10 protein-coding genes and 1 pseudogene are annotated in these 15038 nt (G+C 42.9%); 7 read left to right on the top strand and 4 right to left on the bottom strand.

Annotation, left to right across the window (positions count from 1 at the left end):
* The first annotated feature begins 74 nt into the window (after nt 1-74).
* From NBH01_RS14735 to NBH01_RS14745, 3 genes and pseudogenes are all read left to right on the top strand, one after another.
* Nucleotides 75-3446, top strand: a complete 3372-nt coding sequence (locus NBH01_RS14735; protein ID WP_195577477.1) for a TonB-dependent receptor — start codon at nt 75-77, stop codon at nt 3444-3446.
* Between the two features lie 18 nt (nt 3447-3464).
* Nucleotides 3465-5108 (top strand): SusD/RagB family nutrient-binding outer membrane lipoprotein, encoded by a 1644-nt coding sequence (locus NBH01_RS14740; RefSeq protein ID WP_117978294.1) that lies wholly within the window; start codon nt 3465-3467, stop codon nt 5106-5108.
* Nucleotides 5109-5357: 249 nt separating this feature from the next.
* Nucleotides 5358-5672: pseudogene (locus NBH01_RS14745) on the top strand (PD-(D/E)XK nuclease domain-containing protein); the annotation flags it as partial.
* A gap of 66 nt (nt 5673-5738) precedes the next feature.
* Here NBH01_RS14745 and NBH01_RS14750 read toward each other — a convergent pair.
* Nucleotides 5739-6854, bottom strand: coding sequence for a Fic family protein (locus NBH01_RS14750; RefSeq protein WP_178068122.1), 1116 nt, complete (start codon nt 6852-6854; stop codon nt 5739-5741).
* Between the two features lie 1144 nt (nt 6855-7998).
* A complete protein-coding gene (locus NBH01_RS14755) occupies nt 7999-8313 on the bottom strand; it encodes a hypothetical protein (RefSeq protein WP_225680144.1) in 315 nt (104 codons plus the stop codon).
* A gap of 210 nt (nt 8314-8523) precedes the next feature.
* Here NBH01_RS14755 and NBH01_RS14760 point away from each other — a divergent pair, with 210 nt between their 5' ends.
* A complete protein-coding gene (locus NBH01_RS14760) occupies nt 8524-9003 on the top strand; it encodes a helix-turn-helix domain-containing protein (RefSeq protein ID WP_061473110.1) in 480 nt (159 codons plus the stop codon).
* Nucleotides 9004-9032: 29 nt separating this feature from the next.
* Nucleotides 9033-10784 (top strand): PD-(D/E)XK nuclease domain-containing ATP-binding protein, encoded by a 1752-nt coding sequence (locus NBH01_RS14765; protein WP_055300413.1) that lies wholly within the window; start codon nt 9033-9035, stop codon nt 10782-10784.
* Nucleotides 10785-11093: 309 nt separating this feature from the next.
* Here NBH01_RS14765 and buk read toward each other — a convergent pair whose 3' ends face one another.
* Together buk and NBH01_RS14775 are read right to left on the bottom strand one after the other, a co-directional pair.
* The gene (gene buk, locus NBH01_RS14770; protein ID WP_008763573.1) at nt 11094-12155 is read right to left on the bottom strand and encodes a butyrate kinase; all 1062 of its coding nucleotides are present in this window, start codon (nt 12153-12155) and stop codon (nt 11094-11096) included.
* Nucleotides 12156-12185: 30 nt separating this feature from the next.
* Nucleotides 12186-13130: a phosphate acyltransferase gene (locus NBH01_RS14775; protein ID WP_234141230.1), complete on the bottom strand. Its 945-nt coding sequence runs from the start codon at nt 13128-13130 to the stop codon at nt 12186-12188.
* Nucleotides 13131-13309: 179 nt separating this feature from the next.
* Between NBH01_RS14775 and NBH01_RS14780 the strand changes: the two genes are divergently transcribed.
* Both NBH01_RS14780 and NBH01_RS14785 read left to right on the top strand, forming a co-directional pair.
* Nucleotides 13310-14116 carry a glycoside hydrolase family 16 protein gene (locus NBH01_RS14780; protein ID WP_048691881.1) on the top strand — a complete coding sequence of 269 codons (807 nt, stop codon included), beginning with the start codon at nt 13310-13312 and terminating at the stop codon, nt 14114-14116.
* 10 nt (nt 14117-14126) lie between these two features.
* Nucleotides 14127-15035, top strand: a complete 909-nt coding sequence (locus NBH01_RS14785; RefSeq protein WP_225693563.1) for a S66 peptidase family protein — start codon at nt 14127-14129, stop codon at nt 15033-15035.
* Nucleotides 15036-15038 lie beyond the last annotated feature (3 nt).

Raw genomic sequence — 15038 nt, forward strand, 5'->3', positions numbered from 1 at the left:
CCCCCATACTTCCCGATTCGAAACAGTCAAAAATCGACCTTAATCAATTTATTAACTTAACACGTTGCAAAGATATGAGAAAAATTTCTTTGAAAGGGCTTTTTTGCCCAAAAAGTTTAGAATCTAAGCAAATAATACTGACTATGAAGATCACATTATTCCTTCTTCTGTTCGTAACATTCCAGGCTTATTGTGAGAATGGATACTCTCAGAGTGCTAAAATAAGCATTCCGCGTTCGACTCTGAAAGTAAGCGAATTGCTTACCCAGATTGAGTCTCAGACCGACTATTTGTTTGTCTACAATAAAAAAAGTGTCGATACCAAGCGGGTAGTTAATGTAGATGCTACCAATCAGCCGGTATCCGAAATACTCGATAAGGCTTTTGAAGGAACAGGTATCCATTATGTGGTGGAAGGCAATAATATTGTGCTGACCAAGAACGTAACGGAGCATGCATCCACACAGCAACAGAAACAAATTACGGTGAAAGGTGTCGTGACCGACATGAGAGGCGAGCCTATCATTGGCGCCAGTGTCGTGGAAAAAGGTACGACGAATGGTACAATCACCGATTTGGATGGCAACTTTACTTTGAAAGTGCCAAGCGACGCTATCATTAATATCACCTATGTAGGTTACCAACCGCAGAGCCTCTCTGTCAGCGGACAAACCACTTTCAAGATCAAGATGGAAGAAGAGTCGATGGCACTGGAGCAGGTAGTGGTAACTGCTATGGGTATCAAGAAAAAAGCCGCCTCGCTGACTTATTCTACCCAACAGCTTGGAGGCGACGAACTGACCCGTGCCAAAGACCCCAACATGATTGCCGCCCTTGCCGGAAAATCGGCAGGTGTGCAGATCAGCAAGAGTGCTTCCGGTTTGGGAGGTTCGGCCAAAGTATCTATCCGTGGTATCCGTTCGGCCAACGAAGACGGAAATAACCAGCCGTTGTATGTGATTGACGGTGTGCCTATGCTCAATAGCACCACAGAATCCGTATCTACTGTTATGGGCGGTAAGAATGACGGTGTCAACCGTGATGCGGGTGACGGTATCTCCAATCTGAATCCGGATGATATTGAAAGCATGAGTATTCTGAAAGGTGCCTCTGCTGCTGCATTGTACGGTTCGCAGGCAGCCAACGGTGTGATTCTTATTACGACTAAGAAGGGTAAAGCGGGAATCCAGAGAATTACTTACTCATCCGGTCTGACGGTTGATCATGCGATCAGTTTGCCGGAATTTCAAAATAGTTATGGAGCGAAAGCCGGTTCAAGCTGGGGAGAAAAGGAAAATGTGAAGGACTATGATAATGCCGGAAACTGGTTCAGCAATGGAGTGACCGCTATCAACTCGGTTTCTGTGATGACCGGTAATGAGAAATTGCAGACTTACTTCTCTTATGCCAACACGACCGCCAAAGGTATTGTCGACTCCAACAAGTTGCGTAAGCATAATCTGACTTTGCGTGAGAGCGCTTCCCTTTTCAATGACCGTCTGAAACTGGACGCCAATGCTAACCTGATGGTGCAGACTATTAAAAACTCTCCTACTTCCGGAGGTATCTACCTCAATCCGTTGGTGGACGTTTATGGTTTCCCGCGCGGACAGGACCTGAGCGAATATGCCACTAATTTCGAAAAGTTCGACGAGAATCGTAATATGCCCGTACAGAGCTGGTTTACCACTCCGAGCGAATGGACACAAAACCCATATTGGGTAAAGAACCGTATCTTGAACAACAATAAGCGCTACCGTGCATTGGCCTCCCTGACTGCCAATCTGAAAGCAACCGACTGGCTCAACCTGCAAGCTCGTGGGAATGTGGATTACGTCAGCGATAAGTTTGACCAGAAAATGTATGCGAGCACTTCTCCTGCCATTGTAGGAAATAACGGCCGCTATGTATATGCCGACACACAGAACTTCCTGATTTATGGTGACGTGATGGCTATGTTCAACAAGCATTTCGGAGATTTCTCCGTGAATGCCGCTTTGGGTGGTAGTATTAATGTGCAGACCGAGAATTCATTGACATTGGATTCCAAGACAGCTTCTTTGTATAAACCCAACTTATTCACTGTTCCCAATATTGTAATGAACACCAGTGCTTCTGCCGAGCAAGTGATTGACCGCAGACGTACGATTCAATCCGTATTCGCAACAGCGCAGGTAGGATGGAAAGACGCATTGTTCCTCGACTTGACAGCACGTAATGACTGGTCGTCCACGTTGTCACATACCAATAGTATGGATAAAGGATTCTTCTATCCTTCTGTAGGACTCTCCTGGGTGATCAACGAAAGCTTTAAATTACCGCAATGGATTTCTTTCGGAAAGATTCGCGGATCATGGGCGCAGGTAGGTAACGACTTACCGATTGGTATTACCGATTTGTCTGATATCATCGGGGCCGGAGGAAAGTTGCAGGCAGTAGACGTATATAACAGAGGTGACCTGAAACCGGAAATCAGTAACTCTATTGAATTTGGTCTGGAATGGAGATTGTTCAACAGCCGTGTTGATTTTGATTTTACTTACTACAAGACAGATACTAAGAATCAGTTGCTGAAAGTTCCGACCAGTGCGGGTGAAGATTATGCATACCGTTATATCAATGCAGGTAAGATTCGCAACAAAGGATTTGAAATCACATTGGGAGCTACTCCGGTGCTGACCGAAGATTTCCGTTGGAAAACGACTTTCAATTATTCACAAAACCGTAATAAGGTAGTCGAACTGGCTCCGAATTATACTTCCTTCGTATATGGTGACCCGGGTTTCTCTATGGCATATATGATGCAGATTAAAGAAGGCGGCTCTTTGGGAGACATCTATGGAAATACGTTCGCACGTGACGAACAAGGTAAGATTAAGGTATCCGATGAAGGCAAACCTATTTCAGAGTCAGGTAATAAAACATATCTGGGAAATTGTAATCCGGACTTTCTGTTGAGTTGGGCTAATACCTTCACTTATAAGGGTTTCTCTCTGTATTTCCTGATCGATATGCGCAAAGGCGGTGATGTCATGTCTCTGACACAAGCTACATTGGACGGCAGAGGCGTAACGAAGGCTACGGCTGAAGCACGTGACAGAGGTTATGTGGAAGTTGACGGAACAAGATTTGAGAATGTAGAAGGTTTCTATTCAGTAGTAGGTGACCGTAACGGTATTTCCGAGCGTTATATGTACAGTGCGACCAATATACGTTTACGCGAATTATCTCTGAGCTATTCGTTCCCGTCTACTTTGCTGGCCAAGACTAAGGTATTCACTGGTATCGATGTATCATTGGTGGGACGTAACCTGTTCTTCTTCTACAAAGATGCTCCTTTCGATCCGGATGCTATCTTGTCTGTAGGTAACACTAATCAGGGAGTTGATGTATTCGGTATGCCGACAACCCGTAACATTGGTTTCAACGTTAAATTTACATTCTAACTTTAAAGCAAGCGAATTATGAAAAAAAATCTATATATAGCGAATCTGTTAGTAGCCGGACTGATGACATTTACCGGATGTACGGATGGTTTTGAATCAGATAATGCCAATAAAGCCGGATATACGCCTGAACTTCAGGAATATGATCTTCAGAAATATGTGCTGAACCTCGGAGTCATGCAACAGGGTATTTACTTCAACTACGATTGGGGAAAAGGTACCGACTGGACTTTCCAGACTATACAGAATCTGGGTCATGATATGTTTGCCGGATATTTTCACGATATGAACAACAGTTTCAATGACAAGAACTCTGTATATGCTTTGAATGACGGCTGGACAGGCTCGGCATGGACATATACTTATGGATATATAATGACCGCCGCTCAGAAATCGGAGAAGATCAATCAGGAACAGAAAGGTTTGCTGGGAGTGACCAAAATCCTGAAAGTCGAGTTGATGCACCGTATAGCTGATACTTATGGCCCTATTGTCTACACTAAATTCGGACAGGAAGAGGGTGATAATGTCGATAGTCAGGAAGCCGCTTACCGTCAGTTCTTCAAAGATTTGGACGAAGGAGTCAAACTGATCAACGAATATAAGAAAGCCAATGCCGCTCTTGAACCTTTTGCTGCTGCCGATATTCTGATGCCGGCAGGCAAACGTACACTGTCACAGTGGGTGAAGTTTGCAAACTCTCTCCGCTTGCGGCTTGCAATCCGTGTATCGATGAGTGCCCCTGATCTGGCGAGAGCAGAAGTTGCCAAAGCGATGGATGCAACTGCCGGTGGCGTGTTGGAGAGTGCGGATGAAACAGTTGCCGTTTCTACCGAAAGCGGTTATAAGAATCCGCTGGGAACAGTCAATGAAGGCTGGGGAGAAGTATTCATGGGTGCTACGATGGAGTCTGTTTTGGTAGGATATAATGATCCGCGACTGATTAAGTATTACTCGAAAGCGGAAGGTGGTGATATAAAAGACGAAAAGGGTAATTTGATTATTGCCGAAAGAAATAAGATTGCCGGTACTTATAAAGGTGTTCCCCAAGGAACAGGAGTTACTGTAAAAGACGAGAACCGTTACCGTCTGCATTCCAAGAGTACGATAACCAAACAGACCGATGCTATCTTGATGACTGCTGCCGAAGTATGGTTCCTTCGTGCTGAGGCTGCCTTGCGTGGATTTACTTCCGAAAACGTGAAAGACTGCTACGAGAAAGGTATTACGGTTTCCTGTCAGCAATGGGGAGTGAATGTAGGCGATTATCTCACAAGTGATGCTACTCCTTCCGATTATGTCGATGCCTTCGAAGCAAAATATGATGTGAAAGCGCTGATTAAAGTGACTCCGAAGTGGGATGGAGGTGCTTCTCCGGAAGAGCAACTGGAAAGAATCCTTACACAGAAGTGGATTGCTTGTTATCCTGAAGGCTATGAGGCTTGGACAGAACAACGCCGTACAGGTTATCCGCAGTTGTTCAAAGTCTTTGTGAACAATAGTGGTGGAGCTATCGATACCAACATACGTATTCGTCGCTTGCCATATCCGTCAGACATTCAAAAAAACAATCCTACTCAATATTCTGCTTTGAAGAAAGCTTTGGGAGGTGAAGATAACGGTGGAACTCGCCTCTGGTGGGATACTGGTAGAAATTTCTAGAGGTTTATAAATATTAGGTGTAACTTTTTTTAATTCAAACTTGTTTTCTCCGTGTATTAGGCAAAAAGTAGAGGAGAAAGATTGTGGGGGAGTGAAGTCAAGGGGGGCTTCGCTCCCCTTGACTTAAAATAAAGTTTTATATGAGCTTACGTCCTTAACTTTGTTTCCCTTTCTTTTGTTCTTTTAGCCGGAATATACTTTTGTTTTATGCGTGCTTGCACGAACTGAACGTGTTATTCTGAGTATTTTGAAGGCGAACGTAATATTCAGGGCTTTTTTACCGCTTACCTGAGTGTGAATGCTTATTATCTGACAGCTCCGGAAGTTGAATTGAATCATGGTTACTGCGATTTATTTCTGATGCCGGACTTACTTCGTTATGAGGTGAAGCATAGCTATATCCTTGAACTGAAATATCTGTCTTTAAAAGATACGGCAGAGAAAGCAGAAGCACAAGGGCAAGAGGCTGTGGAGCAGATAAAGGGATATGCAGTTGCCCCAAGAGTACGCCAATTGATACAAGATACCGAGTTACATTGTATTGTAACGCAGTTTCGTGGCTAGGAATTAGAACGGATGGAAGGGGTCTGTCAATAATGTGACTTAGAAAAAGTATTTCCTATTCGTCCGTCATTTGTGTGAGTTAAAAACAGCTAGTCCCTTCACTGTTAACAGGTACTTTTGTCGAGGATGTTTAGGATTATTGGGATAAAGAAGAGTTACAAAACCACTTTGAATAGCCGGTGTCAGATAATTCGTTATAAAAGTGGGGCGATGCTTTAATCCTATTTTCTCCATTAATGCTTTTAATGAATACTGTTCTGTACCGATAGCTTTTATGATTGCTGTAAGTGCTGCACTGAGTTGTTCGGTTAGCATGTTCGGTACTTGTTCGGTACTTGTTCGGTCAACTTGTTCGGTCAACTTTTGTGGGGCGTTGATAATCATTGTTCTATTTTTCAGCTCATTATTTTCTCCTATCATCAGATTCCTGAAAAACAAAATCAAAAAACTCATATCAGATTCAATGCCTTTCCGTACATTTCTATAATTGGCACGAACTAATGCATTGCGAAAATACCAAGAGTTGTCGGCAAACAAGTCATTGTTCACGTCAAAGCCGATGCTGCGTAAATACTTTATAGTAAATACTGCCGTAGTACGAGTGTTACCCTCGCCAAATGGATGAATCTGCCAGATGCCTGATACGAACTTAGCTATATGTACCACTACATCGTCCATAGATAAGCCTTGGTATGAGAAGGTCTTTTCTTGCTCCAAGTCATATTCTAATGCCCTGCGTAAATCCTCAGAGTTGACGTAAAGTACCGTATCACCACGAAGTACCCATTCTTTTTTCGTTATATCATAGTCGCGAATTTTTCCGGCAAACTTAAATATCTCTTCAAATAATCTGCGGTGAATGGAAGTGAATCCTGCCACGGAAAAAGCAAACGATTGTTCGTTTAAGATTCGGGCAATATTGGCAGATACCTTATCCGCTTCCTCAGTCTCTTCATCTTGTAAAGTACGCGCAGTCTTTGATTGATAGTATCCATTGATGAGTTTCTTCACCTCATCAATGCTTATATCACCTTCGATATGCTTTACAGCTGTATCTTTAAGATAATCAGATGTCTGTAATCCATCTACAGCTTGTAAGCCGATAGCTGTTTTCCAAGCTGAAGCCTTTTCTTTTTTGTCAGGCTCGCTGCCACGGATGTATGATTCAAAATCTATGTCCATTTGTATCCAATCTTAAATAACCGTGAGCTTACTATAAACTAACGGTTAATTCTTTGAAAATAAGTAATAGCAGTAGTAGACTTATGGTCTTCAGTTATAATATTTACTGGATTTTACCGCTAAATTCATTGAAAGCAAAATTACTGAAATTTATTGTTTAGCAGGCGATTTCTGCCAAGAAATCACCAAATAACAAGAGAAATTCTGAAACGGTGGATGATGAGCTCAAAAATATTGTTCGGATAGGACATCTCAGACATAGATCTTTCTCACACCATTCAGCCTTTTCAGTCTCGTTCGCAAACGCCCTGATAGAAGGGGATAGAGGCTGAAGTCGCTATTTTGTACCCCGTCTTTGGAAGCCTCTGAGCGAGAGTTATTGATTTCAGCTCTTTCAGTCGGAAAAAATAAGAGCTTCGAACACTGTTAGTCTTAGGCTCAACAGAGCCTGTGTTTATCTCAATTTGAGGCTCCATTCGGTATAAACAGAGGGTCTGTCCAGAGTAAACAGACCCTCTGTTTGTTTCTGAACTATTGGTTTGTCTTTACTCTTTTGAAATAAGCCGGCATCCCACTTACTTTTATCTCGGTGGTGAGTAACCTTTACCTCGGTGGCGAATGAAACTCATCTCCGAGCTTACAGAATTTACCCCACGTGTTGAGGGACTATAACTTGTATGCAGAGTCGCTATAGTAAACAAACTATGGTTTTTATGTATTATCAACGCTGAAAGGACTGAAATCAGTTACTCCCGTTCAGAGGTTCCTAAATGCGGGGTACAAAATAGCGCATTCAGCCTCTATCCCCTTCTATCAGGACGTTTGCGAACGAGACTGAAAAGGCTGAATGCGAAGAGTGACTCAATAAGAGGGTGGAGTGGAGGTAGTACATCTTTGCTCCAAATCTTGTACCGGAATCAGACAACTTAAGTACTTATCACAATCCAGTCTTGTACTTATTCGGAAGTACTCTTATAGAAGTTTGATTCCCTCTTGTATAAGGGATTTGCTCATTATTATTTCGAAATGAAGCTTACCGTAGTTTGGAGTTGATGTCTTTATTTTAAAAGGGACGACCCCTTCCTTATGAAAAAGAAAGAGGCCGTGGGGATAAAAAAAGACTGGTGGGGTATTTATAAATAGATTAGGATTTATTGTTTTTGCTTAGATGTTGGATGAATATCTCTTCTGACTGATATTCTTCTGCTATCTGTTTTATTCTTTCATCAGTTTGATCTAATATGTAATTTAGTTCTGTTTCGTCGAAACAATCTCCTAAGTGTATGGGAGTATGTAGTAAATCTGAATTCTGATTTGTTTCTGTTGTTAATTGTTGTCTATGAACTGTGACTTCAATTTCTCCCTTTTCATCTGTAGTGAAAAGTAAGTTGTATTTTTCTATCAGGGCAATGAATTCTTTTAAGAACTTGTATTCTATTTCGGTTAATACTTTTATCATATTTGTTCGTTTGGTGTTTATTTTATACTTGGCAAAGTTCTAATTTCTTTTTGAACTTTAGAATGAAAGTAATATGATTTTTATTCCATTTGCTAAGTTGGAATATTCCTTTTATTCATATTACCACATCTATTCGTTTTTTTCGTATATTTGCTTCGAACGAAACTTTTCATTTGTATATTTGTTGGATTTTAAAAAGAAAAAAGAATCATGGAAGCAGAAGAATTAACTGTTGGGAGAGTTCATCATGGACATAACATACGTCGTTTTCGTATAGAAAAGAATATGAATCAGGAGGTTTTAAGCCAATTAGTACATTTATCACAATCAGCAGTATCTAAATATGAGCAGATGAGAGTGATTGATGATGAAATGTTACACCGCTTTTCACGGGCATTGGGAGTCCCTTTCGAGTATCTGAAGAGTTTGGAAGAGGATGCGCAGACGGTGGTGTTTGAAAATAATACGGTGAATGATTCGGAACAATATACAGGTGGAGCAAAGATTAGTTTGGGTACAGTTAAATCCTATACGGAAGATAGCGACAATAGTACTGATAATAGAGTCAACAACTTCAATCCTATCGAAAAAATCACTGAACTCTACGAACGTCTGCTGAAAGAGAAGGATGAAAAGTACGCAGCACTGGAACGTCGTTTGCAAAATATAGAGCAGAGCTTGCAGAAATAAAGAACAAATATAATGAAAGGAATCGTGATATGATGAAACAAATACCCTATGGATTGACGGACTTTGCCCGAATTCAAAAGGACAATTATTACTATGTAGATAAGACCATGTTCATCGAGAGAATCGAGATGCAACCGGCTTATCTTTTCCTGATTCGTCCTCGTCGGTTTGGAAAGAGTTTGACTTTGGCTATGTTGGAGGCTTATTACGATGTAGTATATGCTAATGACTTTGATGAGCTATTCGGGCATCTTTATATAGGTCAACATCCAACCCCGAAGCATAATTGTTATCTCATTATGCGGTTCAACTTTTCGGAAGTAAGTTCTAATGTCAATGAAGTAGAGCGATCATTTAAATTGCATTGCTGTAGTAAGCTTAGGGATTTTGTGTTCAAATATGAAGATCTTTTGGGAAAAGAAATTTGGGATGTTCTCGATGAAGAGATACAGCAAGATCCGGGTGCTTTTTTATCAGCTATCAATTCTTATGCTTCCCGTAAAGGAAATCTACCTATTTATCTCCTTATTGATGAATATGATAATTTTACGAATACGATTCTTTCGACCTATGGTACAGAGTATTATCAAAAGGCGACTCATGGTGAAGGCTTCGTTCGTGGATTCTTTAATGTGATAAAGGCTGCTACCACCGGTACGGGGTCCGCTCTTCAGCGTATGTTTATCACAGGAGTGAGTCCTGTCACGATGGATGACGTCACCAGTGGTTTTAATATAGGAACCAATATTACGACTGATCCTTGGTTTAATGATTTAGTAGGTTTCAGTGAAGCGGAACTGCGTGAAATGCTTACTTATTATAAAGAACAGGGAGTGCTCATGCAAACGGTAGATGAGACAATTGTCATGATGAAACCCAACTATGACAATTACTGCTTTAGTAGAAGTAGATTAGCAGATTGTATGTTTAACTCCGATATGGTGCTTTACTTTATGAAATCTTTTGTATTGCATGGAGAAAAGCCTGATGAAATTGTAGACCCCAACATTCGTACTGACTTTAATAAATTAGCTTACTTGATTCGACTTGACCACGGATTGGGGGAGAACTTCTCTGTTATTAAAGAAATAGCCGAGCAGGGAGAAATAACTACGGACATTGCTACACACTTTTCCGCATTGGAAATGACGGATGTACGCAATTTCAAGTCTTTGTTATTCTATTTCGGACTTCTTTCTATTAAAGGAGTCGATATGGTGGGAAGACCCATTCTGCATGTCCCGAATCTGGTGGTCAGAGAACAGCTTTTTAGCTTTTTGATCCAAGGATATATCAAACATGATATTTTTAAGATTGATATGAACCGGATGACGATGTTATTTGAGAACATGGCTTTCAGAGGAGACTGGAAACCGTTGTTTAATTTTATAGCAGAGGCTATCCGTGAGCAAAGCCGTATTCGCGAATATATAGAGGGCGAAGCACATATTAAAGGCTTTTTGTTGGCTTATTTAGGTATGTACCGTTATTATCAACTGTATCCGGAATACGAACTGAATAAAGGTTTTGCCGACTTCCTTTTCAAACCTAGTCCGTCGGTTCCTGTAATGCCGCCATTAACTTATCTGCTCGAAGTGAAGTATGCAAAAGCTGGTGCTTCGGAGAAAGAAATAAGGGCACTTGCCGATGAGGCGCGGGAGCAGTTACTTCGTTATAGCCAGGATGAATTGGTAGCGGAGGCTAAAGCGAAAGGCGGACTAAAACTAATTACGATAGTGTGGTGTAGTTGGGAACTTGTGCTACTGGAAGAAGTACTTTAGATTCCTACTGCCTTTATCCCCTTCAAGTAGTTCCAGCATTAGTTTCAAGCGAATGAAACTTTCAGTGAGAGCAAACGTTTGCTCTCACTCTGTTACCACAGTTGCTCCCATTGCTGCAACCCTCATGAATAAAGGGATATAGATAAACTGTTAGAGCATGAGAGCAAAACTGCTATCAAATCACTGTGGAGGCTATATAATGTATCTGCCCGAATCATTTATACTGTACACGAAAAAACAGTAACAATTGAGGTGATTGCCGTGCGGAGCTAAGAGCCTTACAGGTAAAAATAGGAATGGCTACGTTTGTTATTTATAGATTTGTACAGGAAGTTCCCCTCTTAATGCCCCTAAAGCATTAAATGCTAATGACTCCATTTCCCCTTCACCGGGATAGACATGTATAGGGGCTAAGAAAGAGATTCTTTTCTTCAATCTTGAAATGATATAGTCCGAATAAGCAATACCTCCTGTCAGCAGAATGGCATCTACTTTCCCGTAGAGTACGGTGGCGGCTCCGCCAATGGCTTTCGCAACATTATATATCATGGCATCCAGTATCAGTTCAGCTTTTTTGTCACCTTCTTCTATGGCTTTGATAATGGCGGGAACATCGGTAGTGCCCAGATGGGCCGTCAGTCCGGCACGTCCGGAGATACGCTTCTTTAATTCATCTTTCGTGAACTGTCCGCTATAACAAATATCGATCAACTGACCGGCAGGAAGGGTGCCAGCCCTTTCCGGCGAGAAAGGCCCTTCGCCGTCTAAAGCATTATTGGCGTCAATAGCTTTGCCATGCTGATGAACGGCTATAGAGATACCGCCACCTAAGTGACAGATTATCAAGTCCAGTTCTTCATATTTCGTTCCCTGCTCCTTTGCGAAGCGGCGGGCGATTGCTTTCTGATTCAAGGCGTGCCAGATGGTGATCTTAGGCATCAGCGGAGAACCCGAAATACGCGCTACATCTTCCAGTTCATCCACCACTCCCGGGTCTGCGATGAAAGCCGGGCAATCAGGAAGGGAAGCGGCCAGTTCGGCTGCAATCAGTCCGCCTAAATTGCAGGCATGGGTACGCATGGCGTGCAAAGTATCTTGCTTCATGGCTTCGTTGACTGCGTAGACTCCTCCCGGAATGGGTTTGACGAGGCCGCCGCGTCCGATGACAGCATCGAATGCAAAGGGTATTCCATTTGCCTCTAATTCCTGAAGAACCAGATTCTTACGAAATTCAAACTGGTCTATCACCTGTGGATAAACGGATAATTCTTCGACCGTATGCTTGATGTTACGGACGAGCAACGGAGTTTCGTTCTCGTAGACTGCTATCTTCGTAGAAGTGGAGCCGGGGTTGATGACCAGAATCTTCATATCTTTGGAGTTATAAGGTTTGAATTATGATTAACGGTTCAGGTTGAGCTTCTCTCTGCATTCGCAGCCGGCCACTTGCAGGCAGGCCATTGCGATGCTGTAATATTTCGATAAGCCGGAATCACTGCGGGAAGGGAGTACTACCGGACAGATAGGTCCTTGCAACAATCCTGCCATATCCGCATTGGCAAACAGGGAGACGGACTTGTAGAACGCATTTCCCGATTCTATATTGGGGAAAATCAGCACATCCGCCTGTCCGTTGATAGGCGAAACAATTCCTTTGATGTTCCCGCTCGCCTGCTCACAGGCAGTGCGTACATCCAGCGGACCGTCGATGATTACATTTCCGAACTCTCCCGCTTCGGCAAGCTCCACGATATTTACATAATCCAGCGAATGCGGGAATTTGGCGCTTACTTTCTCGGTGCAGTGTATCAGTGCGACGCGAGGCTGCTCGATACCGAAATGGCGGCAAGTGCAGATGGCATACCAGATCATTTCAATCCGTTGTTGCAGCGTGGGGCGTGGAATCACTGCGGCATCGGAGAAGAACAGCAGTTTATGGTAAGTCGGAATCTCCATCACCGCCAAGTGCGTGAGGATTTTCCCTTTGGGGAGCAGTCCTTTCTCTTTGTCGAGGATGGCGTGCAGCAGATTGTCCGTGTTGATGATACCTTTCATTAAAATATCCGCTCCCCCTTCACGCACGATGCGGACAGCTTCGCGTGCCGCTTCGTCCGAATCTTCGATGTGAATGGTCTTCACATAGTCGGGATATTGCTTCAAGGCAGGATATTTTTCCAGAATAGCCGAATCCCCGATCATGAGAAACTCTGCAATTCCTTCTTCCAAAGCACGGGTAATGGCATATTCCGTATTAGGGTCGTTGGCGCAGACTACGGCAATTCGTTTCCTACGATTCTGTTGTTTAAGATGGGCTGTTAGCTGGGCAAAGTTCTGAATAGGTTCCATAACGTTAGATTTTTAGCAAATATCAGAAAAATCATTGAGAAAATAATACTCATAACCCGAAAAATTGCGCCTGTTATGTAACATTTTGTTATATTTTAGTTGTTTTAGTGTGTAGATATACACCGAACCGTTTTTTCCTGTATTTTTGCAAATGAATCCCCCTTAAACTTTAAAACAAAATGAAACAGTTCAGAAATCTATTATTTATTAGCACATTACTCCTTTGTTGGGTACTCGTTTCCTGCAAAACGACAAGAGTTGCTTCCTCCGGCTGGTCGCTGGTATGGGAAGAGAATTTTAATCAGAAGAAAGGCTTTGACCCGCAGGTCTGGAGCAAGATTCCGCGAGGGAAGGCCGATTGGAATAATTATATGACGGACTTTGATTCCTGCTTTGCCATGCGCAAAGGCAAGCTGGTGTTAAGAGGCATTGCCAATCAGACGCTGCCCAATGATACGGCACCTTATCTGACAGGAGGCGTTTATACCAAAGGTAAAAAGGCATTCCTTGACGGACGCATCGAAATATGTGCCAAGCTGAATGCCGCAAAAGGAGCATGGCCGGCTATCTGGCTGCTGCCCGAAAATGCCAAATGGCCGTCGGGAGGCGAAATAGATGTGATGGAGCGTCTGAATGACGACTCTATCGCTTATCAGACAGTTCATTCTCATTATACGTACACTTTGGGCATCAAGGATCATCCCAAGTCACACTCCACAGGAGTCATCCATCCCGATCGCTATAACGTTTTCGCTGTAGAAATGTATCCGGACAGTCTATCGTTCTATGTCAACGACATACATACGTTTACTTATCCCCGCATACAGACGCAGAAGGAAGGACAATTCCCGTTCGACCAGCCGTTTTATCTGCTGATCGATATGCAGTTGGGCGGTTCGTGGGTCGGAGCAGTCGATCCCAAAGACCTTCCGGTAGAAATGGAAGTAGACTGGGTGCGTTTTTATCAGCGAAAGTCACTCAAATAAAACATTAAATATGAATATTCAACTTCCTTCTTTTTTACAGAAAGGTGATAAAGTAGTGATTGTGTCACCTTCCAGCAAGATAGACAAAGAGTTTCTGAAACGTGCGAAGAAACGGCTTGAATCATGGGGATTGAAAGTCTCTGTGGGGAAATATGCCGGTGGTTCTTCCGGACGTTATGCCGGAACGATCCGGCAACGTCTGCAAGACTTGCAGAGTGCGATGGATGATCCGAAAGTGAAAGCTATTCTTTGCAGCAGAGGAGGATACGGGGCTGTGCATCTGGTGGACAAGATTGACTTCACCGCCTTTCGTGAACATCCGAAGTGGTTGCTGGGATTCAGTGACATCACTGCCTTGCATAATTTATTTCAGAAGAATGGATATGCCTCCCTGCATTCGCTGATGGCGCGTCATCTGAGCGTGGAGCCGGAAGAAGACCCTTGCGTAGCCTATCTGAAAGATATTCTCTTTGGTAATCTGCCCATTTATACTTGCGAAAAGCATAAACTGAACAGGCAAGGTACGGCCGAAGGTATCCTGCGTGGCGGAAATATGGCGGTAGCTTACGGGCTGCGCGGCACTCCTTATGATATTCCTGCCGAAGGAACCATCCTGTTTCTCGAAGATGTCAGTGAACGTCCCCATGCGATTGAGCGCATGATGTACAATCTGAAACTGGGCGGTGTGCTTGAAAAACTCTCCGGACTCATTATCGGTCAATTTACCGAATACGAAGAAGACTGTTCGTTGGGTAAGGAGCTATATCCCGCTTTGGCCGATTTGGTGAAAGAATATGACTATCCGGTTTGTTTTAATTTCCCGGTAGGTCATGTGACGCATAATTTGCCGCTTATCAATGGCGCGAAAGTGGAATTGACCGTTGGAAAGAAAAATGTGGAGTTAAAGTTTATTTGTTAATAA

The sequence above is a fragment of the Bacteroides sp. B1-V-101 genome, assembly GCF_023656585.1.
GTDB lineage: Bacteria > Bacteroidota > Bacteroidia > Bacteroidales > Bacteroidaceae > Bacteroides > Bacteroides thetaiotaomicron.

What these genes read in the sequence shown, in the direction of transcription:
- NBH01_RS14760 (WP_061473110.1), top strand. Translation starts at nt 8,524, where the DNA reads ATGGAAGCAGAAGAATTAACTGTTGGGAGAGTTCATCATGGACATAAC.
- NBH01_RS14775 (WP_234141230.1), bottom strand. Translation starts at nt 13,130, where the DNA reads ATGGAACCTATTCAGAACTTTGCCCAGCTAACAGCCCATCTTAAACAA.
- NBH01_RS14755 (WP_225680144.1), bottom strand. Translation starts at nt 8,313, where the DNA reads ATGATAAAAGTATTAACCGAAATAGAATACAAGTTCTTAAAAGAATTC.
- NBH01_RS14765 (WP_055300413.1), top strand. Translation starts at nt 9,033, where the DNA reads ATGATGAAACAAATACCCTATGGATTGACGGACTTTGCCCGAATTCAA.
- NBH01_RS14785 (WP_225693563.1), top strand. Translation starts at nt 14,127, where the DNA reads ATGAATATTCAACTTCCTTCTTTTTTACAGAAAGGTGATAAAGTAGTG.
- NBH01_RS14740 (WP_117978294.1), top strand. Translation starts at nt 3,465, where the DNA reads ATGAAAAAAAATCTATATATAGCGAATCTGTTAGTAGCCGGACTGATG.
- NBH01_RS14780 (WP_048691881.1), top strand. Translation starts at nt 13,310, where the DNA reads ATGAAACAGTTCAGAAATCTATTATTTATTAGCACATTACTCCTTTGT.
- buk (WP_008763573.1), bottom strand. Translation starts at nt 12,155, where the DNA reads ATGAAGATTCTGGTCATCAACCCCGGCTCCACTTCTACGAAGATAGCA.
- NBH01_RS14735 (WP_195577477.1), top strand. Translation starts at nt 75, where the DNA reads ATGAGAAAAATTTCTTTGAAAGGGCTTTTTTGCCCAAAAAGTTTAGAA.
- NBH01_RS14750 (WP_178068122.1), bottom strand. Translation starts at nt 6,854, where the DNA reads ATGGACATAGATTTTGAATCATACATCCGTGGCAGCGAGCCTGACAAA.